The sequence below is a fragment of the [Micrococcus luteus] ATCC 49442 genome, assembly GCF_010367585.1.
Classification (GTDB): domain Bacteria; phylum Actinomycetota; class Actinomycetes; order Actinomycetales; family Micrococcaceae; genus Arthrobacter; species Arthrobacter luteus_A.
Genome location: NZ_JAAAXP010000001.1, coordinates 3,640,974 through 3,667,904, shown reverse-complemented (window position 1 = coordinate 3,667,904; position 26,931 = coordinate 3,640,974). Strand labels below are relative to the sequence as shown.

Sequence of the window (26,931 nt, the reverse complement as noted above, 5' to 3'; positions counted from 1 at the left end):
GGTATCCGTGCGGATATCGGCCCCCGATGCCGGTTGGCTCAAGGGTTTCGCCGAAGAAAAGTCAGGTGATCAACCGGGCTGCTGCCCAATTCAGGGCGGCTGCAGGGACCAAATGGAACGCGTTCATCGACGCAGGATGTGCCTCTCACATGAAAAAACCCGCTTCCCAATGTTGGGACTCCGGCGAAGGAGCAAGCGGGCATCACTGCACATCAAGTTTCACAAGCATAGCATCCCCGCACCCATAGCCCCGATTCGTCCCCACCCGCCACCCCATGTAGGTAGCAGCAGATGCTGGTTTGAGGCCCCATAACAGCATCTGCTGCTACCCAGTTGGGCCGGGAGTGCGCTGGGCCGGGACCGTTGCCTTCGACGGCGGGCCGGGGCAGGCTTGGGACATGACTGAACAGGGCGACATCCACCACCACTCAGCGCACGACGGCGACCTCCGCGAAGGAGATCAGCGGCAGCAGACTGCCGCTGAGGCCTGGGACGAAAAATACGGCAGTAAGCCGCAGATCTGGAGCGGCAAACCCAACCCCCAACTGGTCCGGGAATGCGGCGGGCTGCGGCCGGGCAAGGCCCTTGACCTGGGCTGCGGCGAAGGAGCCGACGCCATCTGGCTGGCCCAGCAGGGGTGGACGGTCACCGCCGTCGACGTCTCCGCCGTCGCACTGGAACGGGCGGCAACACACGAAAAAGCCGCCCTGGACCGCGAAAGCGTGCATGCCGAGGGGGCGGGCGCCATCCCCAGCCGCATCCGCTGGGAGCAGTGCGACCTGGACGAGTGGCAGCCCGGCGAGGCCTACGATCTGGTGTCCTCCCAGTTCCTGCACGGCCCCAACCTCGTCTGGCAGGGTCCGCTGCGGATGGCCGCTGCGGCGGTCAAACCCGGCGGCACGCTGCTGGTCGTCGGGCATCATCCGGACCGGCTGCCGCCCTGGGGAACCCACACCGCCCACGAGATGTTTTACACGCCGGCGCAGCTTGTGCAGGAGCTGGGCATTGCCTCCCCCGGCTGGCAGGTGGAGGTCAACACAACGCGCGACCGGGTCGTCACCGGCCCGGACGGACAGGAAGCCGTCATCGGCGACACCGTGCTCAGGGCCACCCGGCTTACCTGACCCGCGGCGCCACCACCACCGCGGCGACGGCGACCACCGCCGCCAGTGCGAAGACCCCCGCGAACGATTCCGCCGTCGTCGTAAATGCCGTGAACACAATGCCCGTGGTGGCGAGCGCGAGCGCGCCGCCCAGGGAGTCCGCGATGGACATGGCCGAGCTGTTGAAGCCTTCGTTGTCCTTGCTGGACAGCGCCAGCGTCATCACGCTCAGCCGCGGGTAGAGCAGCCCCATGCCAGCGCCGGCCATGGTCCAGCCGATGATCGCGACGGCGGCAACCAGGTGGAATGCCGCCGTCGCCAGTGCCAGGACGATGGCCACCAGCACCAGCGCTGCTCCGATCCGCACTGCCCTGCGGTGCGGGAGCCGGGTGCCGAGGCGGCCCTGGATGGCGGCGGCGCCGGCCCACGCCACCGCTCCGATGGTGAGCGCCAGTCCCGCAAAGGCGGGCGGGAAGGCATACTCCTCGATCAGCAGGTACGGCAGGTACACCTCGGCCCCGAAGAAGGCGGCGCCGGCCAGGCCGCGCGTCAGGATCACACTGGGCAGGCCGCGGCGCGCAAGCAGTGTTCCGCGCGGCACCAGCGGGCGCACGGCAACAAGGGCAATGACGACGGCGGCCGCTGCCAGGAGTGCGGGCGCGGCGGGGGCGCCGGCGATGGTGACGTCGGCGGAAAGGTTCAGGCCCAGGACGGCGAGCGCGGCCAGCGCAGCCCAGGCAATCCGGCCCACTGCCCACGGCGGCGGCGTGTGCTGCACCGCCGGCGGGTCCATGCCGCGGAGCACCGGAACGATCATCACCAGCGCGGGAACCACTAGCCCCACCACGCCGAGGAACACCCAGTGCCAGCTCAGGACCTCCGCCACGATGCCGGCCGCGAACGGCCCCACCAGGGACGGGACCACCCACGCGGCGGAAAACGCAGCGAAGATTCCCGGATGGAGGGCTGCGGGATAGACACGGGCCACCACCACGTACAGCGCGACAGTCAGCGCACCGCCGCCGAGGCCCTGCACCAGGCGCCCTGTGACCAGCATGGGCATGGACAGCGCAGTGCCCGCGATGATCAGGCCGAGTACGAACAGGGCCACCGAGGCGTAGAGCGGGACTCTTGGCCCGCGGCGGTCAGACCAGTTCCCGGCCGCCACCATACCGATCACTCCGGTGGCCAGCGGCCCGGCGAAGGCCAGCGCATACAGGCTGGCACCGTCCAGTTCGCGGCTGACCACGGGCATGATGGTGGTGACGGCGAGGGATTCGAACGCCGCGAGAAACACCAGCGAGCACGCGCCGATGGTCACCCACAGGTACGGCCGCTGCAGGATCCCGGCGGTGGCCTCTGTTGAGGGGAGGGTGGAATCTCGCACGGCACCAGCCTGATCTTCTTGTTGTGGACGCCACCGTATCAGGCCGGTGCCCGGCCGGCGTTTGGCAACCCGCCAGGTGCCGGACTGGCGTTTGGCAACCCGCCAGCTACCGGATGGCGAGCGCTTCCTGGACGCTGTTGGCCACGGCGCGGGCGCCGGCCTGGCCCATCACGATGGTGTAGTGGTTGACGTCGGGCACCTCGCGGATGCGGAGGGACGGCAGTTTTTCCGCCCAGCCCTCCAGGTAGCCGGGTGCATAGAGGGCGGCCGGTTCGTTGAGCAGGCCGCGCGGCGCGCGAAGCACCTGGGTATCAACGGCCAGCTCGTCCAGTGCTTTCAGCAGCGATGCTCCCCGGTGCAGTTCGGCGGTGTCCTCAGCCATGGCCTGGTAGCGGGTGGCAGGCTTCAGGTCGGGCTCCTCCCCGGTCAGGTCGTAGTCGACGTACTCCTCCACCAGCGGGGTCCAGTCAGCGCTGAACGCGGGGTGCTGCCGCCAGAAGGTCCGGTAGACCTCGCGGCTGGGGAACGTGGAGTTCAGGCGTTCGGCGGCCGGTCCCAGCACCGCCGATACCACGTCCTCGTCCGAAATTCCGGCCGGCACCTGCAACGGCAGCCCGCCGTCCACCAGCACCAGCGATTGCACCCGGTCCGGAAACAGGTTGGCCAGGACCAGGGCGGCAAAGGCGCCCATGGAATGCCCGACGACGACCACCGGTCCCGTCGTGAGCGCACCAAGCACCGCGGCCAGGTCCCCGGCGTGGGTGGGCATGCCGTAGGGGCCGGGCAGGGAGTTGCTGCGGCCGCGGCCCCTCAGATCCGGGGCGATGATCCGGACGCCCGGCAGTGCTTCGGCCAGGTACGGCCACGCCTTGTGCGACGCCGTCACGCCGTGGACGGCAAGGATGGTGGGTGCCTGCGGATCGTCGGGGCCCCAGAGGGCGGTGTGCAGGGTGCCGCCGCGGACCTCGACGTCGGTGGTCCGGTACCCGGTGCTGCTGGCTGCTCGCGTCATGGGGCATTCCCTTCGTTCGGGGCGGAGATGGGCGGGGCGGGCCTGGGCGCGAGGGCCCGCTCGATGAACTGCATCATTTCTTCGAAGACGTCCTCCGGCACGTCCGGGCGCGCCCCCGGGAGGGGGTCGGCGCCTTCCTCGTCCCACAGCACCCAGCGCATGCCGATGAGTTCGCCGATCCCCATCAGGGCCCAGGCCGCCACGGTGGGATCCATCTCCCGGACCTCGCCAGTAAGCTGGGCGGCCTTCAGCCCGGCGATGTAGCCCTCCACAATCCGGGTGTAGTGCAGCCTCAGGGCGCCGGGGGAAACGAACTCGGCCTGGCGGATGATCCGGTAGAGCGCCGGATGCTGCGCCGTGAACCGGAAGAACGCCCGGAAGCCGGCCCGCTCGGCCTCAAGCCGGGTGCTGCCGCTGCGGGCGGCCTCTGTCATGGCGTGCCGGACCCGCCGGTTGAGGTCCTCCACCACTTCGTCGAAAATGGCCTGCTTGCCGTCGAAGTACAGGTAGAAAGTACCCAGTCCGACGCTGGCCTCTTCCGTGATTTTGACGATGGAGGCTTCGTGGTAGCCCACCGAAGCGAACACCGTTTCGGCTGCCTCGAGCAGCTTGGCCCGGGTGCGGGTGCCGCGTGCCGTGCGTGGCTGGGCGCTCATGGCCGGCTTCCTTCCGCGTAGGTGGTTTGTGCCCGTGTGTGTTCGGTGAGTTCCTGCCGCAGCCTGGCGCGCAGCACCTTGTTCAGCGCCGTGCGGGGCAGCGCTCCCACCATCGAGATCCTGGCGGGGACTTTGAAGGCGGACAGCTGGGCAGCGCAGTGTTCCAGCAGTTCCTGCTCGTCGGTGGCCATCCCGGCCCGCACCACCACAAAGGCCGCTCCGCTTTCGCCCCAGCGTTCGTCCGGTACACCGACGACGGCGGCCTGGGCTACCGCGGGATGCGCCAGCAGCACGGCCTCAACTTCGGCCGGGGCAACGTTTTCGCCGCCGGAAATGTAGATGTCCTTCAGCCGGTCCACCACCCTGATGTACCCGTCGGCGTCGCGTTCCACCAGGTCGCCGGTGCGGAGCCAGCCATCGGCAAGGACGGCAGCCGTGGCGGCAGGGTCCCGGAAGTAGCCCGCGAAGACCCCGGGGCCGCCCACCAAGAGTTCGCCCGTGGCGGCGCCGTCGTAGATTTCACCGGTGACAGGATCAGCGACGGCCACCGCGACGTGCGGATACGGCTTGCCGGAGTAGCCCACCATCCGTTCGGCGTCCTCGTTGGCCAGGCACAGCACGTTGGGCGAGGCCTCGGTCAGGCCGTATCCCTGGCTCAGTGCAACCCCGCGGCGGTGCCAGATCCGCAGCAGCGGCGCCGGCATTGGCGCCCCGCCCACCACGGCATGGCGCAGGCTGCCGAGATCGGTCTGCGCGAAGTCCGGGTGCTCGGCCAGCATCAGGTACTGCGTGGGGACGCCCATCAGCATGGTGACACGGCGCTCGGCGATCAGCTGCAGCACCCGGCCCGGTTCGAAACCCCGCTCCAGGACCACAGTGGCGCCGGCCCACCACGCCAGCAGCGGCTGGATGTTCCACCCGCCCACATGGAACTGGGGCAGCACCGCCAGCACCACATCGGTGCTCGCCATGTCCAGGGTCCGGGACAGCGCCAGGTTGGTCCAGAAGCAGTTGGCGTGGGTCAGGACGGCGGCTTTGCTGGCCCCCTCGGTACCGGAGGTGAAAACCATCAGGAGGGCGTCGTCGTCGCGCACTGGGCTCCGCAGCCCCGCGGCAGCGGGGACGGCTTCCGCGCCGGGGAGCACCCGGGAGGGGGCGGGCACGGATTTTTCGACGCCGCCGGGTCCCGGCGCCGCTGTCCGCGGCGGTTGGGGCAACAGGGAGCAGGCCGCGGCCGCCAGGGCGTCCAGGTCATCTTCGACCAGCAGCAGCTGCGGGTCCGCGAGTCCGAGCTGGGCGGAGAGTTCGCGCGGCGAGAGCCGCCAGGACAGCGGCACCAGGACCAGTCCGGCCTTGGCGCAGGCGAAGAACACCACCACGTGGTCCGAGCTGTTCCCGGTCAGGGTGGCGATCCTGTCACCGGTGACATACCCGGCGGCGTGCAGGGCTGCCGCGAGCTTGGCTGCCCGGCGTTCCAGCTCGGCGTAGCTCAGAGTAAGGCCGCGGTCATCGATCGCGATCCGGTTGGGGGTGGCCAGGCTGCGGTCAGTGGTCCAGCGGCCCAGGGTATGCAGTCCGTCTGCCGGGCCCGGCGTGCCGGTCATGCTGCCTCCTCCAGGATGTCGCGGGACTTCTGCACGCGGTCGCCGCGCCGGGTGCGGCGCCGGGCCAGCCGCTGGGCAGTGCCCGTGAGGCCGCCGGGCAGGAAGAGCACCACCAGGATGAACAGGGTGCCCAGGATAAACAGCGGTTCTGACAACGGTACGCGCAGGATGTCCGGCAGCGCATCGATGGCGTCCGAGTTCGCGAGCGTGGTGAGCCGCTGGTCCAGGATGGTGTAGAAAACGCCGCCGATCACCGCGCCCCAGCGGGAGCCCACGCCGCCCAGCACCACCATGACCAGCAGGGTGATGGTGAGGTCCGCCGACACGGCCCGGGGCACGGCGCCGCTCTGCAGCAGCAGGAAGACCATGCCGATGATGCAGACCAGGACGGCGGAGACCACAAAGATCAGCAGTTTGACCAGATAAGGCTGCAGGCCGAGCACCCGGACGCGGAGCTCGTTCTCGCGGACGGCTGCCGCCACGTGGCCGGCGCGGGAGGACTGGACCCACGTGACGATGATGAACACAGCCACCAGCACGGCCAGCGCCAGCCAGTAGAGGTTGCGGGTATTGACCACGCCCACCAGGAAGTCCGGCAGGTTGTCGGTCCGGAGGGTAAGGCCTTCGTCGCCGCCGGTGGCACCTTCCGGGTTGCGGCCCACCACCACCGACCCCGCCTGGGCGAAGGCCAGCGTGACCATGGCGAACGGGATGCCGCTGACCCGCAGGCTGATGCTGCCCACCACATGGGCCAGCACAATCACCACCAGCAGGGTCAGGCCCATGGCCGGCAGCAGCGGGATATCGAGGTTCTGCAGGATGATCGCCAGTCCGTAGACGCCGGCGCCGAAATACAGGGCGTGGCCGAAGGACAGCAGCCCGGCGACGCCCAGCAGCAGGTGGTACGTCAGGGCGGCAGCGGCCATCAGCATACACATGGCCAGCAGCTGCAGGGATCCCGGGGTGTAGGTGGGCCCCGGCAGCACGCCGGGCAATGACAGGTTAAGCAGCGGGAGAAGGACCAGCAGGACAATCCCCGCGATTCCGACGGCGGCGCCCACCATTTTGCCGCGGGTGAAGCGCCTGCGCGAGCCACCGCCGTCGTTCGCCGTGCGGCGGGACCCCGCCGGGTGCGGGGATGCACCCTGCGTATCCTGGGTTTCTGTGGCGTCGGTTTCGGTGGTCATGAGGTTCTCCCGAGCAGGCCGGAGGGACGGAACAGCAGCACAAGCGCCAGGGCCAGCACCACAACGAAGTCGCCGGTGCCGCCGAGGTAGAAGTTGGCGAACTGCTGCAGGACGGCGACGGCCACCGCTGCGATGGCCGCGCCGGTCAGGGACCCCAGGCCGCCGATCACGGTGACAATGAAGGCGAAGATGAGCAGCGAGCCGCCCAGCAGCGGGGAGACGTAGCCGAAGTAGTGCGAGGCGAGGACCCCGCCGAGCCCCGCCGCGGCGCCGCCGATGGTGAACACGAGAGTGAAGGCCTTGCGGACATCAATGCCAAGGGCCGTCACCATGGACCGGTTCTCCACGCCGGCCCGGATGATCATGCCGTAGCGGGTGTTCTTGAGGAAGAACACCAGGGCCAGCAGCACCAGGACGGCTGCGATGATGCAGATGAAGCGGTCGTTGGGGATGCGGGCGCCAAGGATTTCGGTGGTCTCCTTGAACCAGGCGGGTCCCTGGATGAACACGGGATCGGTGCCCCAGATGCCGTCGAACAGGGCCACCGCGGCGAGCGAGAGGCCCACCGTGATCAGGACCTGTTCGATGTGCCGCTGGTAGAGCCGGCGGATGAGGACGAACTCGGTGAACGCGGCGAACACGGCCCCGGCCACGGCCCCCACCAGCAGCGACAGCAGGAACGTCCACCAGTTGTCCGCGCCGGTTCTGCGGGCGATTTCCCAGCCTGTGAAGGCGCCGAGCGTGAGGAACGCGCCGTGGGCAAAGTTCAGCACGCCCATCAGCCCGTAGATCAGGGACAGGCCGGCAGCCACCAGGAAGTACAGTGCGCCCAGGCCAAGGCCGGTGAAGAGCAGGAGGACAACGGTACTCACAGGGCCGCTCCCTTCTCGGTTGCCGCCGCGGGTGCTGCGGTCCCGGTGTGCGCCGTTTCCGTGGAAACCCCCAGCAGCCGGTGCGTCAGCCCGTCGTCGTCGAGGAATTCCAGGGCGTTCCCGGTATGAACTACGCGGCCGCCGGAGAGGACCACGGCGCCTTCCGCGAGCTGGCGGACCACCTGCAGGTTCTGTTCCACCAGGAGGATCGGGACAGTCTTGGCAGCCTCCGCGAGGGTTTCGGCCACTTCGGCCACGATCTTTGGTGCCAGGCCCTTGGTGGGTTCGTCAACGAGGAGGATTTTGTTGGTGTTCAGGAGCGCCCGTGCCAGGGACACCATCTGCTGCTGGCCGCCGGACAGGGTGCCGGCCATCTGGCCGGAGCGGGCCAGGAGGTCCGGGAAGAGTTCCTCCACGAGTTGCCGCCGGGGTGCGGCGTCGCGTTCGGCCAGGCGCAGGTTCTCGGCCACGGTGAGCTTGGAAAACACTTCGCGGTCCTCGGGGACGTAGCCCACGCCGCTGCGGATGATCTTGTACGTCGGTTCCTTTTCGACGCGGACGCCGTCGAGTTCCACCACACCGCTGCGGTCGATCAGCCCGATGATGGCTTTGATGGTGCTGGTCTTGCCTACACCGTTGCGGCCCAGCAGGGCGGTGATGCCGGTGGCCGGGACGGTGAAGGACACGTCCTCCACCACCTGCTGGCCGGCGATGTGGGCGTTGAGTCCTTCGATTCTAAGGATGGGCCTTGGAACGGCGCCGTTGGGGATAGGGCCGTTGGGGATAGGGCTCTGGGCCGGTCCGGGGGTCATACGGGTTCTCCAAGGTAGGCGCTTTGCACGGTGGGATCGGCCATCACGGCATCCGGACTATCGAGCGCGAGCAGGCTGCCGTGGTGCATCACAGCCACCCGGTCCACGAGGCCCAGCACCACGTCCATGTGGTGCTCCACCATCATCACGGTGCAGCCGCGGTCGCGGTGCATGCCGCGGATGATCGCGGTGAGGGACGGAACGTCCCCGGACGCGACGCCCGCCATCGGTTCGTCCAGGAGGACGACCGCGGGATCGGTCGCCAGGAGTACGGCGATTTCCACCTTGCGCTTCTCGCCGTGCGAAAGGTCACCGGCCGCCGTCGTGAGCTGGCCGGTAAGCCCCACTTCGCTGATGGTGCCGCGGGCGATCCGGGTGGCTTCATCCGTTGCGGACGGGAAGCGCAGGAGGTTGAGGCTGCCGCCGATCTTGGCCTGCGCGGCGAGCCGGACGTTCTCCAGCACGCTGAGGCGGGGGAACAGGTTGGAGGTCTGGAAGGTCCGCCCCAGCCCGGCTTTGGCCCTGCGGTGGATGGGTGCTGCCGTGATGTCCCTGCCGTTCAGGCTGATGCTGCCGTCGGTAGGCCGCATCACCCCGGAAATCAGGTTGAACAGGGTGGTTTTGCCGGCACCGTTGGGGCCGATGACGCCGATCATTTCGCCGGCGCCGACCGCGAAACTCACATCCTGGAGGATGCGGGCGCCGCCGATCTGCAGGCCGAGGCCGTCCACCGCGAGGGCGGGCAGGGCTGGGGTATCCATCGTTGGATCCTTCGTGTGTGGCTGGAACTGGGGTTCGCTGGGAGGTGCGCAGCGCTGCCGGTTCGACAGCGCTGCACCCTCGGCTACTTCTTTTCGGGCGGCGCAACGGCCTCGCCCGAAACCACCTTCACGAGTTCGGGGCTGAAAGCGCCGTCCTTCTGCACGAGCTTTACCTGGTACATGTCCTGAATCAGGGCGTGGTCCGAGGCGCGGACGGTCTGCTTGCCCTTGGGGCCATCGAAGCTGAAGCCTTCCAGTGCCTTCACCATCGCGTCGGCGTCAGAGCCGCCCTCCTTGATGGCCTGGACAATCATCTGTCCGGCCACGAAGCCGTCCGGGGTGAAGAGATCAGCCTTCTGGCCGGCCTTTTCGACGGCGGCAATCATCTTCTTCTCCACCTCGTTGCCGGCGGCGCCCGGGAAGTAGTGGTTCAGGAAGCTGATCTTGCCGGTGGCTTCCCCGTACGCGCCGAACGTGGACGCGTCGCCGAGGCCCGTGACCACCGGGGCGACGTCGAAGGCGCCCTGCTGGCTGAGGGTCTGCCACATGGTGCCCGAAGTTGCGCCTGCCCAGGCCACAAAGACCATGTCCGGCTTGGCGTCAACGAGCTGGCGGGCGAAGGGGGTCAGTTCCTGTCCGTCCGGGACAAGGACGGACTCCACCGTGGCGCCCTTGGCTCCGAGGACCGCCTTGACGGCGGCAACGTTGCCCTGGCCAAACGCGTTGTCCTGGGCAAAGACCACCACCTTCTTGCCGTTGGTGTCGATGAAGGAGCCGGCGGTGGCCACGTCCTGCAGGCTCTGGCGGCCGGAGCGGAACGTGTATTTGTTGATGCCCTGGATGGCGTCGGTGGCGGCGGGCCCGGAAATGTAGAGGACCTTGTTCTGCACTGCCTGCTCGGCAAGCTTCAGCGCGATGCCCGAGACCACGGTGCCGCCGATGATCTTGTAGCCCTTGCCGATCAGGTCCTTGGCTGCCGTGACCGCCTTGTCCGGGTCACCGCCGTCGTCCGCGTAGGTCAGGTTGATTTTGGCTCCGTTCACCTCGCCGGTGCCACCGGTGGCGTGATCGATGCCTGCCTGCAGGCCCTCGTAGTAGGTGGCGCCGTAGGCGGCAAGCGGACCGGTCTTGGAGTAGATGATGCCAACATCAACCGGCTCGGCGGCCGTGGTGCTGCCGGACTCAGCCGGGGTGGCGGCGCCGGGGGTGGGAGCGCAGGCGCTGAGGGCAAGCCCCGCGACCATCACGGCGGCGAGCAGGAACCTCTTTGTATCCTTCACGGGATGCCTTTCGTTGAGAACCCGCTGGATGCGAGAAGCGGGTCTGAGCAGTGGGTGCGATAAGAATCTCGAGTGAACCTGAAAGGTGATTCACGTTACGGCAAATCTAGGGTGCAGCTCAGGAGGTGTCAATGGATTCTCAGGCCGGCTTTGCAACGTTCCGGCAACCAACCGCCCCCGGCGCCCCCTACCACCGGGACGCTCTCTCACTTAATGTCGCTTTAACCCGGACGCTCTCTCACTTTCTTCAAGAAAGTGAGAGAGCGATGGCCGAAAACCCGCATTAAGTGAGAGAGCGTCCTGGGGGTGGGGGTGGGCGCCAGGGTTGGGGGTTGGTGGGCGCGGAGGCAGGTGGGGCGCTAGCCGCCGATGTACCGGTTCCGGCCTGCGCGGTAGCCGAACACTGCCGCCAGCGAGCCCACCACGAGGAACAGCAGGCCGGCGGCCGTGAAGGAGCCCGTGGCCTGGTGCAGCTGGCCCACCATCAGCGTTCCGGTGGAGCCCACGCCGTAGCCCACGCCCTGCATCATCCCGGACAGGTGCGCTGCGGTGTGGCCGTCGCGGGTCCGCAGCATGATCATGGTCAAGGCCACCGCCGTCAGGCTCCCCTGGCCCAGGCCCAGCAGCCCGGTCCAGACCCAGATCAGCTCCAGGGGCCCGAAGATGCTCAACGCGAAGCCGCCCCCGGTCATCAGGGCGACCACCACATTGATGGCCCGCTGGTCCCTGAACCGTGCAGCCAGCGCCGGCGCGAACAGCGAGCCAAGCATCTGGAGCACGATGGAAATGGACACCATCAGGCCGGCGGTCCCGCCGTCCACGCCGCGTTCACGCAGGATGGGCGCCAGCCACGCAAACACGCTGAAGGACATCATGGCCTGCAGCACCATAAAGATGGTCACCTGCCAGGCGACCGCGGAGCGCCACACGTTGACGCCGTCGGCGACGGCATGGTGCCGGACGGGGTGCTGCCGGAGCGCCACCGGGAGGAAGAGCAAAAGCACGACGGCGGCGGGCGCCGCCCAGAACCACAGCCCCGCCGTCCACTCCCCCGTCGCCGTGAAGACCGGGTAGGTAAAGCCGGCACCGAGGGCGGCGGAGGCGCAGATGGCGGTGGTGTAGAGCCCGCCCATAAGGCCCAGCCGGTGCGGGAAGTCGCGCTTCACCAGCCCCGGGAGCAGCACGTTGCAAAGGGCGATGGCGGCACCGCATGCTGCCGTTCCCAGCAGGAGCGCAGGGAGGTGGCCTGCACCCGGCACCAGCCCACCAAGGTCCGCGGGCCGGAGCAGCAGCCCGGCCGTGAGTACCGCCATCGCGCCCAGCAGCACGCGTTCCGCGCCAAAACGGCGGGCCAGCAAAGGGGCCAGCGGCGCGAAGACGCCCAAAAGCGTCACGGGCACGGTGGTGAGGACAACCACCGCCCAGCCCGGCAGGCCGGCGTCGGACGTGACCTCCGGGAGTACCGCCGCGAAACTGGAAAAAACCGTGCGCAGGTTCAGGCCGATAAGCACCAGGCACAGGCCCAGGTAAACGAGGGCGCGGCGGCTGGGCCGACCGGCCGGGAGCACGGTTGGTCCTGGTGCGGGAAGGTCGTCGATTTCGGCGTCGACGAGCAGTCCGGGTACGTCAACGTTGTCAGCACGGGTCACGGCACCCATTCTGTCAGGCGACAGACTAAGCACGGTGACGACGCGTGCCCGCCCGTCTGTCGCCGTGGATATTTTGTCCGCCTAGTGCCGGCTGAGGCGCCGCGAAGCCCGGTTGTCCGGACAAAAACTCCTCTATTCTGGAAGGGATGAGCGAATCCCCAGAAACCCCCCAGCCTCCGCATGTCCCGCGGCCCGTAACTCCCGGAACCCAGGCGTCCTTCGGCACCTACGGCGGCAGGCCTGTCAGCTTCGTCCGCCGCGGAACGCGGCTGCAGGGGCGCCGCCAGACGGCGTGGGAAGAGCATGCGGACCGGTGGGCCGTCGACGTGCCGCGGCACATTGCCAACACGTCTGTCCACCCGGAGTACACGTTCGACGCCGAGGCGGAGTTTGGCCGGAAGGCACCGCTGATCGTGGAGATCGGGTCCGGGCTGGGTGATGCCATCTGCCATGCAGCCGAGGAGAATCCGGACACGGATTTCCTGGCCGTGGAGGTTTACACCCCGGGGCTTGCCAACACCATCATCAAGATCAACAGCCGCGGGCTGAAGAACGTCCGCGTGGTGGAAGCCAACGCGCCCGAGGTCCTCGCCACCATGCTGCCGGCCGGATCGGTCAGCGAACTGTGGGTGTTCTTCCCGGACCCCTGGCACAAGTCACGGCACCACAAGCGGCGCCTCATCCAGCCCGAGTTTGCCGCTCTGGCCGCGCGGGCCCTTGAGCCCGGCGGCCTGTGGCGGATTGCCACCGACTGGTCCAACTACGCGGTCCACGTCCGCGACGTCCTGGCGGATTCGCCGGACTTCGAGAACCTCCACACCGGCGAGCGCCACGGGCCGGAAAGCCCGCTGACCCAGGTGTGGCAGTCCGGCGTCGAGTCCCTGGTGGGCGGCGCACCCGTCCGTGAGGGCCGGGCGCCGGTCAGCACCGAACACACCGGCCCCAACGAGGGCGTGGACGAAACCGGCGGCTGGGCGCCGCGTTTCGAGGGCAGGATCCGCACCAGCTTTGAAGCCAAAGCCCACGAGGCCGGCCGGCTGATCTTCGACCTCTGCTACCGCCGGCACTGAGCTTCTCCATGTAGGTAGCAGTAAGTGTCGTTTTGAGCGGTCAAAACGACACTTACTGCTACCTAGTTGGGTCAGGCCACGCTGATGGACGAGACGATTTCCTTCAGCATGTCCACGCGTGGTTCGATCTCCGGGTTCACGTACGGCCAGATCACCACAACGCCGATGAACCGTTTGTTCTCCCAGACGCCCACCGTGGCTGCCACCCGCGCTGTGCCGGCAGGGTCCGTGTAGCCCACCAGGACCCCGTACGCGGCTTTGCCTGGGAGGTTCAGTTCGCCCTCGGTGAGGACGGTCCCGGCCCGTTCCTCCAGGTAAAAATCTGACATGAGGTGCGCCCAGCCGTTGGCCTGCGGCGCGTCTGCAACGGAGGTGTCGTCCTTGATGACGGTGACGAGGATGCCGCCCAGGAGGCCGTACTGCTCGGTATTCGGCCCCGCGGCGGAGTCCTCGAGGACCTGGGTGTGCTCGGGAAAGTCTGCCGTAAACCCCAGCGGGGATTCGATGTGCACTGACATGGGTGCTCCTTAGCGGTAAGTCTTGGGTTCAGGCACGGGGACGTTAGAGCCGCTCGAGCTTCGAGTCATTGGCGACCTTATAGTACGTGGACACATTGGTGGATACCTGGTTCTCTGTCTTGAACTCCACCTCGCCCGCCTTGAAGTCCACCCCTGCCTCGTTGGACACGGTCACCACGTTGTTCACCTGGACGGTGGCAGAGCCTGCCTCGTACAGTTTGGCGGCGTCTGCGGCGGCTGCGAGGTCGTTCCCCGTGGCCACATTGCGCATGTAGCTATCGATCAGGGGCTTGTTCTCCGGCGAGTACTCCACGTTGATTTTGACGCTGCCCTGCGCGCCCACGGTCACGTTCGACTCCAGCTTGGCGCCCTTCAGATCCGGTCCGGCGCTTGCGCCCTGCGCCACCGTGCCGTCCATTGACACCCCGATCGACTCAATCTTGCTGTCCTTGTCCAGGTTTACTTCCAGGCCGCCCTTGCCTGAGGCCTGGAAAATCTGGCCATCGAGGTCCAGCTTGCCCTGCGCGGACACCTCGCCGCTGGCGGTTGCGGTGCCGTCGGTCAGGTTCCGCTCGTAGGCGAGGTCCAGCTTCGCAGAGCCGGAGGCCGGGCCGGATTCACCCTCGGCTTCAAAGGACATGGTTCCCTTGAGCTTGCTTTCAGCGCCCGTTGTGCCGTTGTCGTTCGCGGCATCCGCGACGGTGGCCGCAATGTAGATGGGCGCGTTGCTGGCCATGTCCTTCACATCACCGAGATCGTCCGGGGGAAGTTCCCTGTACATCTGGTCCCGGGCGGCTATAGCCTCTTCAACACTGCCGAACTTGAACTCGGTGGAGCCTTCCCCGTTGAGCGTGACGCCGGCCGTTCCGGAGGGATCATTCACACCCACGCCGCCGTTGGCGTACACCTTCAACGTGGCTGAACCATCGGCGTTCTCAACCACCACGGTGCCGACTTCCGCGCCGGCATGGAACCAGGCAACACGGCCGTCAACGGAGGCCTTGCCGGTCTCGGTGTAGATGGCGGTCTCTGTCCGGGCCATTTCCCTGAGGTGTGCCTCGGCCTGGTCCTGGGCCGAAAGGGGGATGCCGCCGTCCATCCTCATCAGGTCTTCGGCGAGGGCCCCGTTTCCGCTGTCAGCTTCAATCAGGTACTGCCGGTCCGCCTCCGACAGGCCGGCCCACCACGTGGCCTGTTCCTCCGGGCTGGCCTTGAGCATGTCACTCAGGCCTTGTTCCAGCTCCTGGCGGTGCGCCTTGGCCGCGGCAATCGCCTGCATCTGCTGCTCAAGCCACGTTTGCGCGCGGCCGCCGAGGCCCCTGAGCGTGTCCAGGAAGCTGCCCCCGCCGCCGGACGCGTCGGAGGCCTTTTCCTGCTCGTCGGCGTGCTGGAGAAGCAACTTTGAGTTATGGCGGAGGCTCTGTGCCACCCGTTCCAGGGCGGGGCGGTGGCTGCCGGTCCAGTCCTGCCGGAACTGTGCGCCGTCCATGCCCTTCCACGGCGCAGACTGGATCTGGCCCTGCAGCGAGCCGGCCCGGCTGCTGAGCAGTGTGGCCGCCTTGTCAACGGCCCTCGCCAGCTCGCGCAGCTGGTTAACGTCAGCGCCGTAAAAAGTCATGGTTTCTCCCCCGGAGAGTAATACGAATGGGTTTATCGCTGCACATATGGTCGCACGCCGGCCACGCCCCGGCGATGGGGAACACTCCCCATCATTCGTCATGAATGCGCAGGCCAGGGCGCGAATACCACTGTTGCCCGCGGGTCAGATCCGCCGGTGGAAGGCGGGACTGTTCGGGGCCGGGATTGCGTGGCACGATGGGGTTTGTGCGGGGGGCGCGCAATTGCGCCTCCCCGGCGCCGGCCAAAGGAAGCACCATCAAAAGAGAATTGAGACAGGCCGCAAACGCGGCCGAGGACGTCACCAACTCACACACGTTTGAGTTACTGGCCCGGGCGGGGTTTGCGGCGAGCGGCGTCCTGCATTTTCTGCTGGGGGCAATCGCCATCCGCCTGGCAATGGGCGGTTCGGGAAATGCAGACTTCAGCGGGGCTGTCTCGGAACTGGCCAGCCAGCCTGCCGGGCCGTTCCTCCTCTGGGCAAGCTTCGCCGCCTGCGCCGCCCTTGCCGTGTGGCAGGCCAGCGATGCCATCTTCGACTACAACCGGCTCCCAACAAAGGAAAAGGCCGGCAAGAAGGCCAAGGCCGCAGCTCAGGCGCTGGTGTTTGCCGGTCTGGCCCTGACGTTGGCCAACTTCGCCATGGGCACGGGATCCGGCGCAGATAACCAGAAGTCCGCGAGCGACTTTACTGCCGCGGTGATGAAGGCGCCCGGCGGCGTGGCGCTGCTGGTCCTCGTAGGCGCGGGCATCGCGGTCACCGGAGTGATCTACGCGATCAGGGGCTTCAAGAAGTCCTTTGAGAAACACCTGACCATGCCGGCCTCCCCCTCGGCCCGGAAGGCCGTCACCGTCCTGGGTGTGGTGGGCTACGTGGCAAAGGGCGTTGTCCTGCTGCTGTCGGGCCTGCTGATCGCCATCGCTGCACTGCGCGCCCATCCGGAGGAATCCACCGGCCTGGACGGCGGGCTCAGGGCCCTTCGTGACCAGCCTTTCGGTGTGTATCTGCTGGCCGCTGTGGGAGCGGGCCTGATCTTTTATGGCGTGTACATGGTGGTCAGGGCCCGCCTTGCCAAAATGAACCAATGACCCGGGACTCCGCCCGCCGGTCATCCGGCGGGCGGAGCTACGGCACCGTGATCACGGCGACGGTCTGTTCATCGTCGTCGCGCAGTTCCACGCTGGCGATGCTGGCCAGTTGGACCGGTGTTGCCCCGGTGACCCTGATCCGTCCGCTGGGCGTGGCGGCCCACGCACAAGCACGGTCCCCCCCGCCGGCCCGGTCCCGCACCCACAGCGAATACGTGCCGTCCAACGGCATGCTGCTGCCGTTCACCGCCAGCTCCGTGCCCCAGTTTTTCCGGGCCAGGTCCACACTAAACCGCAGGCCGCTATCGGCCTGGACCGAGTAGCTGGCATCCGGCTGCGGCGGCCGGTTCAGCAGCGGTCCCGCTGCCACACCCAACGCGAGGCATGCGACGGCGACGGCGCCCACCAGCGCCGCCCACCGCCGTCGTGATGTACGACGGCGGGCGGCCAGTTCCGAGAGCAGCGTGCGCGCCACGGAGGTGGCCGGCTGCGTTGCGGCCCCGGGGCGGGCCGTCCCGGTGAGTCCCACGGCGTCCGGCACGGGAAGCGCGTCGAGCAGGGCGGGCAGGCTTTCCAGCTCGGAGAGTTCTGCCCGGCAGCCGGCACACTCGCCGAGATGGGCTTCGAAACGCTGCACATCAGCGGGGTCGAGTCCGCCCAGCACGTACGCGCCCAGCAGCTGGTGCAGTTCAGCGGCGTTCACCGCTCCACCCCCATCTCGTCCAGGATGGTCCGCAGCGCCCGGACCGCGTAGTACGCCCGCGATTTCACGGTTCCGCTGGGAATGTTCAGTTGCACAGCGGCCTCGTTGACTGTGAAACGGCGGTAGTGGAGTGCCACCAGCACGTCGCGGTGTTCGCTGCTGAGCCGGAGCAGGGCTTCCTCCATCAGCACGCGGTTGAGCAGCTCGTCCACCCGCTCAACCGCTTCCGCGGGATCGGCGAATTCGCGTTGCATTGCCTCGGCGGGCCGCCGCTGGGCCTTGCGGTAGTTATCGATCATGATGTTGCGTGCCGTCCGGAACAGGTAGCTGCGCAGGCTGCCCGTAATCTCCGGTGCCTGCTGCCAGACGCGAAGGACCGTCTCCTGGACCACATCCTCCGCGAACTGGGGATCGCGGGAGGCACTAAGGACAAACCGGCGCAGGGCGGGGCCGTGATCACGGTAGATCGCGGCCACCACGTCCTCGTCCAGCGGCATACCGCGTCTCCTGTCCCCGGTCCCTGGCCCGGCGGGCCCTCTGCCTTCCGGCTGATACGACGTCCTCCGCACGGAAATGGTTCACCGGAACCGGCTACGGCGGAAGGGCCGCTTTAAGGGGCGCCGCAAAACAGGGGGGGCCGCCCCTTGAACCATTCTTCACCCTGAGGCGTCGTACGGGTTAGCGTCCGGTGATCCGACGCCGGGCCCAGCCGAGGAGCATTCCATGAACAAGCATCCGGGCACGAGTCTTGCCGCCATGGCGCTCATGGCCGCGCTGGCGGGCTGCGCGGGCAGCCCCGGCACCACCACAACAACACCGGCACCCACGGCGTCAGCCACCAGTCCCGTGGCGACATCCGCAGCCCCTACCACCAGCTCCACAACTGCAGCTGCCGCCGTCGACCTCAAAACGGCGGCCACCACCGCAGGCACCATCGTGGTGGACGCCAACGGAATGAGCGTCTACTTCTTCACGAAGGACGTGAAGGATTCCGGCGCCAGCGCCTGCACGGGGGCATGCCTGACGGCGTGGCCGCCGGTCCTCAGCACGGCCGCGGCGCCGTCGGCTGAAGGCGTCACGGGCACGCCGGGCACCATAACGACGCCGGATGGCGCAAAGCAGCTGACGTTGAACGGACTGCCGCTGTACTACTACGAGAAGGACAAGAGTCCCGGCGACGTTACAGGTCAGGGCGTGGGCGGCGTCTGGTTCCTGTCGGACCCGGCCGGGGAAATGATCAGGACGGCAGGCTAAGGCTCCTGCCCGCAGCACTTACTGCTGGACACCGGGGAGCTGGACTGGAGGGGCGGACGGCAGGGGCAGCGCTGGGGGCTGTCCCTCGCGGTTCGGCGGCGCGTCCGGCACGCCGGGGAGGCCGGGCGCCAGGTTGTCCGGGACGGGCAGGTCAGGGAGGGGCACTGCGGGGGCTGAGCCCTGCTGGCCCGCCTTGCCCGGCTGGTCGGGAGCCTGCTGCGGGAGCCGGCTGGAGCCTGATCCCGGCGCGGCCGGCACAGGTTCCGGGGCAGCTGGTGCGGCCGGCACAGTGGCCGGGGCGCCAGGCTGGGCCGGCAAAGGGACCGGGGAGTCCACGGGCGCGGGTGCAGACCCGCCGCCCACACCGGCGACGAAGGAACTGACCGCCTGGTTGACCTGGCCGATGGAGTCCCTGATCCCCTGATCCGAGGCAACGGCTACAGCGCCGCCTGCGGCCAGCGAGACGGCCACGGACAACGTGGTGAGGGTGATCCGGCGCTTCGTGCGGCGGCGGGCTGCCAGCTCATCGGAGGGTGGCGTTGCCGACGGAGTGGCAGGGGTTTCTTCAGCCTCGACGGCAAGTGCAGGCACAGCGGCCAGGTGGCGCGTTGCAGGCACAGCGGCGAGCTGGCGCGTTGCAGCCCGGTCCGCGGACTGGCCGCCGGCCGGGACCATCAACGCGGCCACTGCGGCGGAGGGCTCGGGCTGTCCGCCGGCCAGGCCGCGGAGGTCCTGGAGCGCGTCACGGAGCACGGCGTCGTCGTCGAACCCGGCGTCGCGCAACAGGCTTTCGACTGTCCGGTCGTTGCGGGGACCTGCGGTGTCACTCATGGTCTGCCTGGTTTCTTCTGAGGGTCTGGTCCTTGAGGTTTTGCAGCGCCCGGCGTTGGAGCTGCTTGATGGCGCCATGGGACTTGCCCATGATGCCGGCCACCTGTTCGATGGACAGATCGGCCACGACCCGGAGGGCCAGGACTTCGCGGTGGTCGTCGGCGAGGCCGTCGAGGAGGTTGGCCGCGCCGCCGTCGTGGCCAAGGGCGTGGTCCTCCGCGGAGGCCGTGCTGCGCCCGTCCTGCGACGGATCGTAGGGGGTGAAGTCCGGCCTGCGTTCCACCCGCCGGTAGTAATCAACCATGCGGGCGTGGGCGACGGAGAACACCAGTGATTTGGCGCCCGGCAGGCCGCCGGTCAGGTCCCCGATCTTGGGGAAGACTGCCAGGAAAACGTCCTGCGTGACGGCCTCGGCGTCGTCCACACCGCGGGCTTTGAGGTAGCCCAGGACAGCTCCGGAGAAGGTGCGGTAGACAACGCCGAAGAGCACCGCCGGGTCAGTGCCGGCTGTGTCTGCAAATATGTCGATGTCTTCTTCAGCCAGAGTGTCTAGCACCAATGGCTCCTCCATCCGGGCGGTGGACTGCTGCATCCCGGCGTCCTGGACTGCGGGAAGCCTTGCCTTAAGGGGCGCTTCCCGCAGTCCAGACTAGCCGAGGGGGTCCTAGCGGCCCGAAACGGCGGGAACGTCCACTACGTCACCGGGCACGGCGGGCACGGCCGGACCTGCAGGAACAGCGGGAACTGCAGGCTCGCCGTCGATACCCGGAACGGCCGGAACAGCGGGGACTGCGGGCAGCTCGGGGCGCTCGGCGTTGACGGCGGCCGAACCCTCGGCGGCGGCAGTGGCGTCGGCGGCAGCGGCACCCTCGGCCACGACGTCGGTGCAGAACGGCTTAATGTTGGCTTCGCCTTCAGCGGCGATGACCAGCGAGGAGAAGCCCTCGGAGGAGGCGTTCAGTCCGCCGTTCGTGAAGGCGGTGCACAGGCCGAAAGCTGCTGCGCCGGCGGCGTCCACGGCAGTTTCGGCGGCAGCGGAGACGTTGGCCTCGGCGGCAACCTCGTCCCCGGACACAGCGGCGTCAGCGGAAGAATCGGCGGAAACGTCAGCCGCAGCGTCGGCGGCAACGTCTGCGGAGCCGGCGGCGGTACCGGCGGCCTCAGCAGCGGCCTCGCTGGCAAGCTTCGGGGCGGGAGCGCCGAGCAGTTCGTGGGCAGTCTGCTGCGCTTCGGTGGGAAGGGCTCCGGAAACAGCTGCGACGCCGGTTCCACCGACGGCCAGGGTGCCTGCGGCGAGAACTCCGGCGGCGACTTTGCTGGTGGCGAGAACAGTGAACAACGACATAAAAGACACTCCAAAAGCTAGAGAACAATTCAGATCGGGTTCCCGCGAGGAACCCATCACTCCCTACATCGCTGGCCGGACCGGGAAAGTTACGGCCCTCCTGAAAATTCTTTTCCCAGGCCCGCCCCGTCCGCCCTCCGAGCCTCGAGACGCCATGACGGCCGGCCGCATTACCATCGAGGCATGCCCAACACCTCAGAACCGCAAAAAACCGCCAGGACGTGGCAGACCATGGTGGACAGCAACCAGGCGCTGCTGCTGCGGAAAACCGGCCAGGACGTGGCGTTCTGGGCTGACCGCGCACGCAGCGCGGGCATTAAGAACGACGCCGGGCTCCGCGCCTGGATGCGCGACGAGCACGGAGTCACGGGGTACGCACAATACGCGGTGTCCTGGGAGCTGTTCGGCTATCCGGACTTTATGCTGCGGGACGCCGACGAACTCATCGACGGGCAGTACGCCAACCACCCGGAGCTGCGGCCCATCGCGGACGCCCTTCTTGCGTGGGCGTCGGCCACTGAGGGTGTGGAGATCCAAATGCGGAAGGGGTATGTCTCGCTGCACAGTCCGCGCCGGAAGTTCGCCCAGCTCACCAGGACAACCAACTCCGCCGTGGACGTGGCGCTGCGCCTCGATGCCCCTGCCGGAGGCCGCGTGGAAGCGCTGAAGACCCGCGCGGACGACCCCTTTGGCCGGCGGGTCCGCCTCACGTCCGTGGACCAGGTGGACGGGGAACTGCTGGACATCCTGGCCCGGGCACTGGACCAGAACACCTAAGAACTGGAACGACGGCGGGCCGGGTCCGCCGGAACCTTCCGACGAACCCGGCCCGTGCTTGTGGCTGAGGCCTAAAGGCGCGGCGCGCTACGCGTCTGCCATCTCGTCGTCGTCCGCTTCCTCGAACTCAACAGCGGCCACGATCTCCTGGGTCTCCGGGTTGATCATGAAGGCTTCGTCCTCTTCCTCGACCATCAGGAAGTCGCCGTGGTCCGTGCTGAAGTGCCAGGCCAGCGTCTTCTCGCCGTTGTGCACGTAGTTGGGGTCACCCATGGAGATTTTCTCGAGCTCGTAACCGGCAACATCGCACAGTTCGCGGATGATGATTTCGAAGTCCGGGGCGTTGTCCAGCGCTTCCTCATCGGCGCGGGCCTGGCGCTCTTCAAGGTCGGGCAGCAGCGCAACCTGGCGTTCGATGTAGGCGCTGAGCTCCTCGTCATCCAGGACCAGAAGGCCTTCCTGGCCCAGGAGCCAGCTGGCATTCAGGGCGGTGATGTTCTCGGTCTCGAACAGTTCCTCGAACTCGCCGTCGAGCTCCTCCATGGTGCGGACGGCGTCGTTGGACTCTTCCTCGGCGTCCAGGTCGCCGTCGAGGTAGCGTTCCTCGTCCTCCTCGGACAGGGCATCAAAGACTTCCACGGTCCGGTTGAAGAGCTCCAGGTGCGCCGTTGCGCCCATGCTCTCGAGGCCTTCGCGGATCAGCGGATCCACTTCGTCACGGTCGGCCGTGAACACGTACTGGGCGAAGCCGCCCTCCAGGGACTGCGTGACGTAGAAGTCCACGTAGTAGCTGCGGAGTGCCACCGGGGCGATTTCGCGGGAGTCCAGCAGGCTGCTGTACATGGCATTCACTACGTGGACGTTGGCGTCGACAACGTCCTCGCTGCCAGCTTCGATACTGGCCTTGGTCAGGACGACAGGGTTCTGGCTCGTGGTCATGGAATTCCTTACGGCTGTTGGCTTCGGTGATGCTCAGGACACTTTCACGCTACGTGGGCCGGGACGGCGGTTGGCTGAGGCGGAAGTGAACGTCAGGCGAAGTTTCAGGCCCCCGCCGGGCGAACTAAGATGAATCAGATAACCACCGAATCGGACACGGCCGCGCCGTGGCCACTGAAAGTAGCGCGCACCATGCCATCCCATCCGGACGAGAGTGCGGCACTGGCAATACAGACTCCCGCCATCAACGACCGTTCCCTGGCGGCCGGGCTGGCGTATGCCATGGGCAGCCGGGTTTCCGGAATGTCGTTCGACGCCGCCACCGGGCTCATGCTGGGCAAGGTCCGCGGAGGCGCGGACGTGCCCTACTCCACCACGGCCAAGCTGGTCCGCAAATCGGGCGGCTGGAGCTGCACCGTGGGCGTCTGCAGCTGCCCTGTCCGCAAAGACTGCAAGCACGTTGCCGCCCTGCTTTTCGCCGCCGAAGACAACCCCGCCATCCGCGTCCAGCTCCTGGCCCCGGCCGAGGTCTCCCGGCTGTCCCGCCAGCCCGCCAGCCTTGACCTGGCCGACTGGGAGCAGGCCCTCAGCCCGCTCATCTCCCAGCCCGGCATTACCCAGTCCAGCAACGGCATCCCGCTGGCCCTCCAGTTCGAGATCGAAGAGCCGGCGCCGCACTTCTCCTACACAGGCCGCCGCGACCCGCTCCGCAGCGTGCGCCAGCTCAAGGCCCGGCCCGTGGTGATGGGCGCCAAGGGCAAGTGGATCCGCGGCGACGTCTCCTGGAACACCCTGAGCTACCTGAACTTCCGCCGCGAATGCAACGAGGCGCACATCGAGTGGATGCAGACCTTCCTCGCCGCGCACACCGCCGCCGCCAACCGGGTCCACAACTCTTCCGCGCTCTGGCTGGGCCTGAACACCTTCGCCGGGAAGAACATGTGGAGCCTGCTCGCCGATGCCAGGAAGATCGGCCTCGCGCTCGTCCACAGCCGCGGCACCGAACCGGTGCGGCTCGCGGAGTCTCCAGCCGCCGTCGGGCTTAATTTGAGCCGTTACGGCACTGCGGTCCCCAGTAACGCTGCTGCCGGGGGTGCCGCTGCCGGAGGTGCCGCAGGAACGGCCGACGACGGCGGGCTGGAGCTCGCACCCACCATCACCGTGGAGGGTGAAGAGGTTGATCCGGCGACCGTGGGGACCATCGGCCGCCCCGCCCACGGCATCTTCCTGACCACCGGCGGCGAGGCGCTGCCGGGCGTCGCGGCCGACAACGTGATCACGCTGGCCCCCTTGGAAAGCGGATTGAGCGAGGAACTGCTGACCTTCGTCACCGCCGGCAGCACCCTGCACATTCCGGCGAAGGACGAAACGCGCTTCCTCACCGGGTTCTACCCCAAGCTCAAGCAGGCCGCCCGGGTCACCGCGAAGGACGAGTCGGTGGCACTGCCCGCCCTCGCCGTGCCCACCCTGTCGCTGCTGGCCAACTACGGCGCTGACCACCGCGTGCGGCTGCACTGGGAATGGCACTACAAGTCCGGGACCATGGTCACCGCCCAGCCGCTCTGGCGGCACCCCGGCGACCACGGCTACCGCGACGACACCGCTGAGGCCCGCATCCTGGAGGGCATCGGCCAGCCGTGGAACGTCGTCCCCACGCTGGGCGAATCCGCCACCGGCGGCTGGGGAACGCCGCGCCTGGCTGCGTCCGTTGAACTGAGCGGCCTGGACACGCTGGCCTTCACCGAGGACGTCCTGCCCATGCTCCGCCAGGCACCGGACGTTTCTGTGGACACCGCCGGGGACATCGCCGACTACCGCGAGGCCGAGGAAGCGCCCGTGGTCTCCATCTCCACCAAGGCCACCGAACAGCGCGACTGGTTTGACCTCGGCATCCAGATCACTCTGGAAGGCCAGCCGGTCTCCTTCGCGGCCGTGTTTTCCGCCCTTGCCGCCGGCCAGACCAAGATGCTCCTCCCCAGCGGCGCCTACTTCTCCCTGGACCTGCCCGAACTGCACCAGCTGCGGGCCCTGATCGAGGAAGCCCGCTCGCTGCAGGACAACAAGGACGCGCCGCTGCAGATCAGCCGCTTCCAGGCAGGGCTCTGGGACGAGCTTGCCCAGCTGGGCATCGTGGACGAGCAGGCCGCCGCGTGGCGGTCGGCCGTTGGGGGCCTTCTGGAGGGCGGGATCGAGGGGCTGCCGCTGCCTGCTTCGCTGAACGCCGAACTCCGGTCCTACCAGCTTGAGGGTTTCAACTGGCTCAGCTTCCTTTACAAGCACAGCCTGGGCGGGGTCCTCGCTGACGACATGGGCCTCGGCAAGACCGTGCAGGCCCTCGCGCTGATGTGCGCCGCCAAGGAGCAGTCAGCCGCTGTTTCTGACATTGCTGAAGTAACACTGCCCGACGGCGGCACACCCTTTTTGGTGGTCGCCCCCACCAGCGTCGTGGGCAACTGGGCCGCGGAAGCCGCGCGCTTCGCCCCCGGCCTGACAGTCCGCACCGTGAGTGAAACGTTCGCGAAAAACGGCCAGGACGCGGCGGTTGAACTGGGCGGCGCGGACATCGTCATCACCTCCTACGCCCTCTTCCGGATCGACTACGAGTCCTACGCCTCCAAGACCTGGGCAGGGCTGGTGCTGGATGAAGCCCAGTTTGTGAAGAACCACCAGTCCAAGGCGTACCAGTGCGCCCGGAAGCTGCCCGCGGCCTTCAAACTGGCCATCACCGGCACGCCGTTGGAGAACAACCTGATGGAGTTCTGGGCTCTGACGTCCATCGTGGCGCCGGGCTTGTTTTCCAGCCCCAAACGCTTCGCGGAGTACTACCAGAAGCCAGTGGAGAAGAACGGCGACAAGGGGCAGCTGGAGAAGCTCCGGCGTCGGGTCCGTCCGCTGATGATGCGCCGCACCAAGGACCAGGTCATCAAGGACCTGCCGCCCAAGCAGGAGCAGATCCTTGAGGTGGTGCTGAACCCGCGGCACCAAAAGGTCTATCAGACGCACCTGCAGCGTGAACGGCAGAAGATCCTGGGCCTGATCGAGGACGTGAACAAGAACCGGTTCACGATCTTCCAGTCGCTGACGCTGTTGCGGCAGCTGAGTTTGGACGCGTCGCTGGTGGATCCATCACTGTCCGGCGTCCGGTCATCAAAGCTGGACGTACTGTTCGAGCAGTTGGAGGACCTGGTGGCCGAAGGTCACCGCGCGCTGATCTTCAGCCAGTTCACCGGTTTCCTGGGCAAGGTCCGCGACCGCCTCGACGAGGAGAAAATCGAGTACTGCTATCTGGACGGGGGCACCCGGAACCGCACCGACGTCGTCAATGAATTCAAGAACGGCAGCGCCCCGGTGTTCCTGATTTCGCTGAAGGCCGGCGGGTTCGGCCTGAACCTGACCGAGGCCGACTACGTTTTCCTGCTGGACCCCTGGTGGAACCCGGCATCAGAGGCGCAGGCCGTGGACCGGACACACCGGATCGGCCAGGCGCGGAACGTTATGGTCTACAGGCTGGTCGCCAAGGACACCATCGAGGAGAAGGTGATGGCCCTGAAGGCGCGGAAGTCGCAGCTGTTTGCGGACGTCATGGAGGGCGACGCCCTTTCCGGCGGCTCCATCACGGCCGAGGACCTGGCGGGGTTGTTCAAGGACTGAGGTCAGTCTCGGCTAGCTGCAGTTAGCCAGGATCCCCGCGATCGCATCGTGCTCTGCCTGGGTGGCCCACAGCTGGTACTTGGCTTTGACGGCGGTCTGGCGGACGACGTATTCGCACCGGAAGCCCTTGTTCGGAGGCAGCCAGGTGGCGGCATCCTTGTCGCCCTTGGCACCGTTCGTGGGGCCATCGGCGGCCATCAGGTTGAGGGGATCGTTCGCCAGCTGCCGGCGCTGTTCGGCGCTGAGCTGCTGCGCGCCTTTCTGCCAGGCATCGCTGAGGGCCACGAGATGATCGATCTGGACGGCCGAGCTGGTGGTGTTGCCGCGGATAAAGTTGATGGTTGCGCCTGTGTACTTGTCAGCCAGAATGCCGGTGGTGACAACGCAGTTCTGTGTGCCGGGCTTGAACGTCTCACCGTCGAGATCCCTGGCGAGGATATCGTTGCGGGTGTCGCAGCCGTTCCGGTCGACGTCGGCCCAGGCGGGGCCAAATTCCTCACGGGCGTAGCCGGTCTTTGGGGCGCGTCCCTTGACCGGGATGGATTCCAGCTGGGTCTGGGCCGTAGCAATTTCCTCCGGGCTTAGCGGTTCGGCCGGGCTTCCCGACGACGGCGCTTCCCTGACTGCCTCGGCTATCCCGCTGGCCGCCTGGGTTGCCGCCTGCGCGGCGGCGTCACAGCCGGCGAGGGCCCCTGCGAGAAGCAGGCCGGTGAACAGGGTGAGTGCCTTGGCGGCGGCGGAACGGTTGATCGTCATGTCCTTCAGGAGTGCGGCGGAGGTGAACAGGCTACTAGGGCATGCTCCTTTAACCGTT

The 26,931-nt window shown here is 67.5% G+C and carries 25 protein-coding genes; 6 read left to right on the top strand and 19 right to left on the bottom strand.

All coding sequences use genetic code 11. The features are described from left to right. Nucleotides 1-398 precede the first annotated feature (398 nt). Nucleotides 399-1,124 carry an SAM-dependent methyltransferase gene (locus GUV69_RS16680; RefSeq protein WP_164204433.1) on the top strand — a complete coding sequence of 242 codons (726 nt, stop codon included), beginning with the start codon at nucleotides 399-401 and terminating at the stop codon, nucleotides 1,122-1,124. On the opposite strand, the gene GUV69_RS16675 is transcribed toward GUV69_RS16680, so the two are convergent. The 10 genes from GUV69_RS16675 to GUV69_RS16630 form a co-directional block, all read right to left on the bottom strand. Beyond that, nucleotides 1,117-2,490, bottom strand: a complete 1,374-nt coding sequence (locus GUV69_RS16675; protein WP_164204431.1) for an MFS transporter — start codon at nucleotides 2,488-2,490, stop codon at nucleotides 1,117-1,119. The two genes, GUV69_RS16680 and GUV69_RS16675, sit on opposite strands and share 8 nt — an antisense overlap. Before the next feature lie 106 nt (nucleotides 2,491-2,596). Beyond that, a complete protein-coding gene (locus GUV69_RS16670; protein ID WP_164204429.1) occupies nucleotides 2,597-3,502 on the bottom strand; it encodes an alpha/beta hydrolase in 906 nt (301 codons plus the stop codon). Further along, nucleotides 3,499-4,158, bottom strand: coding sequence for a TetR/AcrR family transcriptional regulator (locus GUV69_RS16665; protein ID WP_164204427.1), 660 nt, complete (start codon nucleotides 4,156-4,158; stop codon nucleotides 3,499-3,501). The genes GUV69_RS16670 and GUV69_RS16665 overlap by 4 nt, the downstream gene beginning before the upstream one ends. Then, nucleotides 4,155-5,762, bottom strand: a complete 1,608-nt coding sequence (locus GUV69_RS16660; protein WP_164204425.1) for a class I adenylate-forming enzyme family protein — start codon at nucleotides 5,760-5,762, stop codon at nucleotides 4,155-4,157. The genes GUV69_RS16665 and GUV69_RS16660 overlap by 4 nt, the downstream gene beginning before the upstream one ends. Continuing rightward, nucleotides 5,759-6,826, bottom strand: a complete 1,068-nt coding sequence (locus GUV69_RS16655; protein WP_164206678.1) for a branched-chain amino acid ABC transporter permease — start codon at nucleotides 6,824-6,826, stop codon at nucleotides 5,759-5,761. The genes GUV69_RS16660 and GUV69_RS16655 overlap by 4 nt, the downstream gene beginning before the upstream one ends. Before the next feature lie 119 nt (nucleotides 6,827-6,945). Continuing rightward, nucleotides 6,946-7,821 (bottom strand): branched-chain amino acid ABC transporter permease, encoded by an 876-nt coding sequence (locus GUV69_RS16650; protein WP_164204423.1) that lies wholly within the window; start codon nucleotides 7,819-7,821, stop codon nucleotides 6,946-6,948. Beyond that, complete coding sequence (locus GUV69_RS16645) at nucleotides 7,818-8,633, bottom strand: ABC transporter ATP-binding protein (RefSeq protein ID WP_164204421.1); 816 nt, start codon at nucleotides 8,631-8,633, stop codon at nucleotides 7,818-7,820. The genes GUV69_RS16650 and GUV69_RS16645 overlap by 4 nt, the downstream gene beginning before the upstream one ends. Continuing rightward, the gene (locus tag GUV69_RS16640; RefSeq protein WP_164204419.1) at nucleotides 8,630-9,394 is read right to left on the bottom strand and encodes an ABC transporter ATP-binding protein; all 765 of its coding nucleotides are present in this window, start codon (nucleotides 9,392-9,394) and stop codon (nucleotides 8,630-8,632) included. The genes GUV69_RS16645 and GUV69_RS16640 overlap by 4 nt, the downstream gene beginning before the upstream one ends. Nucleotides 9,395-9,477: 83 nt before the next feature. Then, complete coding sequence (locus GUV69_RS16635) at nucleotides 9,478-10,674, bottom strand: substrate-binding domain-containing protein (RefSeq protein WP_244292757.1); 1,197 nt, start codon at nucleotides 10,672-10,674, stop codon at nucleotides 9,478-9,480. Between the two features lie 359 nt (nucleotides 10,675-11,033). Beyond that, the gene (locus tag GUV69_RS16630) at nucleotides 11,034-12,332 is read right to left on the bottom strand and encodes an MFS transporter (protein ID WP_164204417.1); all 1,299 of its coding nucleotides are present in this window, start codon (nucleotides 12,330-12,332) and stop codon (nucleotides 11,034-11,036) included. Between the two features lie 137 nt (nucleotides 12,333-12,469). Between GUV69_RS16630 and trmB the strand changes: the two genes are divergently transcribed. Next, nucleotides 12,470-13,393 (top strand): tRNA (guanosine(46)-N7)-methyltransferase TrmB, encoded by a 924-nt coding sequence (gene trmB, locus GUV69_RS16625; protein WP_164204414.1) that lies wholly within the window; start codon nucleotides 12,470-12,472, stop codon nucleotides 13,391-13,393. Between the two features lie 71 nt (nucleotides 13,394-13,464). Here the strand turns inward: trmB and GUV69_RS16620 are convergent, their stop codons facing one another. Continuing rightward, entirely contained in the window at nucleotides 13,465-13,911 is a 447-nt protein-coding gene (locus GUV69_RS16620) for a hypothetical protein (protein ID WP_164204412.1), read from the bottom strand. Between the two features lie 43 nt (nucleotides 13,912-13,954). Continuing rightward, nucleotides 13,955-15,529: a hypothetical protein gene (locus tag GUV69_RS16615; protein WP_164204410.1), complete on the bottom strand. Its 1,575-nt coding sequence runs from the start codon at nucleotides 15,527-15,529 to the stop codon at nucleotides 13,955-13,957. Nucleotides 15,530-15,798: 269 nt separating this feature from the next. On the opposite strand from GUV69_RS16615, the gene GUV69_RS16610 reads away from it, so the two are divergent. After that, the gene (locus tag GUV69_RS16610; RefSeq protein WP_244292755.1) at nucleotides 15,799-16,617 is read left to right on the top strand and encodes a DUF1206 domain-containing protein; all 819 of its coding nucleotides are present in this window, start codon (nucleotides 15,799-15,801) and stop codon (nucleotides 16,615-16,617) included. 37 nt (nucleotides 16,618-16,654) lie between these two features. Here GUV69_RS16610 and GUV69_RS16605 read toward each other — a convergent pair whose 3' ends face one another. Further along, entirely contained in the window at nucleotides 16,655-17,320 is a 666-nt protein-coding gene (locus GUV69_RS16605; RefSeq protein ID WP_164204406.1) for an anti-sigma factor family protein, read from the bottom strand. After that, nucleotides 17,317-17,817 carry a sigma-70 family RNA polymerase sigma factor gene (locus GUV69_RS16600; protein WP_164204404.1) on the bottom strand — a complete coding sequence of 167 codons (501 nt, stop codon included), beginning with the start codon at nucleotides 17,815-17,817 and terminating at the stop codon, nucleotides 17,317-17,319. The genes GUV69_RS16605 and GUV69_RS16600 overlap by 4 nt, the downstream gene beginning before the upstream one ends. 226 nt (nucleotides 17,818-18,043) lie before the next feature. Here GUV69_RS16600 and GUV69_RS16595 point away from each other — a divergent pair, with 226 nt between their 5' ends. Then, nucleotides 18,044-18,574 (top strand): COG4315 family predicted lipoprotein, encoded by a 531-nt coding sequence (locus tag GUV69_RS16595; RefSeq protein WP_164204402.1) that lies wholly within the window; start codon nucleotides 18,044-18,046, stop codon nucleotides 18,572-18,574. 18 nt (nucleotides 18,575-18,592) lie between these two features. Here GUV69_RS16595 and GUV69_RS16590 read toward each other — a convergent pair whose 3' ends face one another. The 3 genes from GUV69_RS16590 to GUV69_RS16580 all read right to left on the bottom strand — a co-directional run bounded on the left by GUV69_RS16590 (nucleotide 18,593) and on the right by GUV69_RS16580 (nucleotide 20,750). Further along, entirely contained in the window at nucleotides 18,593-19,405 is an 813-nt protein-coding gene (locus GUV69_RS16590) for a hypothetical protein (protein ID WP_164204400.1), read from the bottom strand. Then, nucleotides 19,398-19,976, bottom strand: a complete 579-nt coding sequence (locus tag GUV69_RS16585) for an RNA polymerase sigma factor (protein ID WP_164206673.1) — start codon at nucleotides 19,974-19,976, stop codon at nucleotides 19,398-19,400. The genes GUV69_RS16590 and GUV69_RS16585 overlap by 8 nt, the downstream gene beginning before the upstream one ends. A gap of 93 nt (nucleotides 19,977-20,069) precedes the next feature. Beyond that, on the bottom strand, nucleotides 20,070-20,750 hold the full coding sequence (locus tag GUV69_RS16580) for a protein tyrosine phosphatase (protein ID WP_164204398.1): 681 nt from the start codon (nucleotides 20,748-20,750) through the stop codon (nucleotides 20,070-20,072). Nucleotides 20,751-20,933: 183 nt separating this feature from the next. On the opposite strand from GUV69_RS16580, the gene GUV69_RS16575 reads away from it, so the two are divergent. Beyond that, nucleotides 20,934-21,527, top strand: a complete 594-nt coding sequence (locus tag GUV69_RS16575; protein ID WP_164204396.1) for a DUF5655 domain-containing protein — start codon at nucleotides 20,934-20,936, stop codon at nucleotides 21,525-21,527. An 87-nt stretch (nucleotides 21,528-21,614) separates the two neighbouring features. On the opposite strand, the gene GUV69_RS16570 is transcribed toward GUV69_RS16575, so the two are convergent. Continuing rightward, nucleotides 21,615-22,466, bottom strand: a complete 852-nt coding sequence (locus GUV69_RS16570; protein ID WP_164204394.1) for a DMP19 family protein — start codon at nucleotides 22,464-22,466, stop codon at nucleotides 21,615-21,617. Nucleotides 22,467-22,658: 192 nt separating this feature from the next. Here GUV69_RS16570 and GUV69_RS16565 point away from each other — a divergent pair, with 192 nt between their 5' ends. Next, entirely contained in the window at nucleotides 22,659-26,117 is a 3,459-nt protein-coding gene (locus tag GUV69_RS16565; protein ID WP_164206671.1) for a DEAD/DEAH box helicase, read from the top strand. 12 nt (nucleotides 26,118-26,129) lie between these two features. On the opposite strand, the gene GUV69_RS16560 is transcribed toward GUV69_RS16565, so the two are convergent. After that, complete coding sequence (locus GUV69_RS16560; protein ID WP_167525098.1) at nucleotides 26,130-26,873, bottom strand: HNH endonuclease family protein; 744 nt, start codon at nucleotides 26,871-26,873, stop codon at nucleotides 26,130-26,132. Nucleotides 26,874-26,931 lie beyond the last annotated feature (58 nt).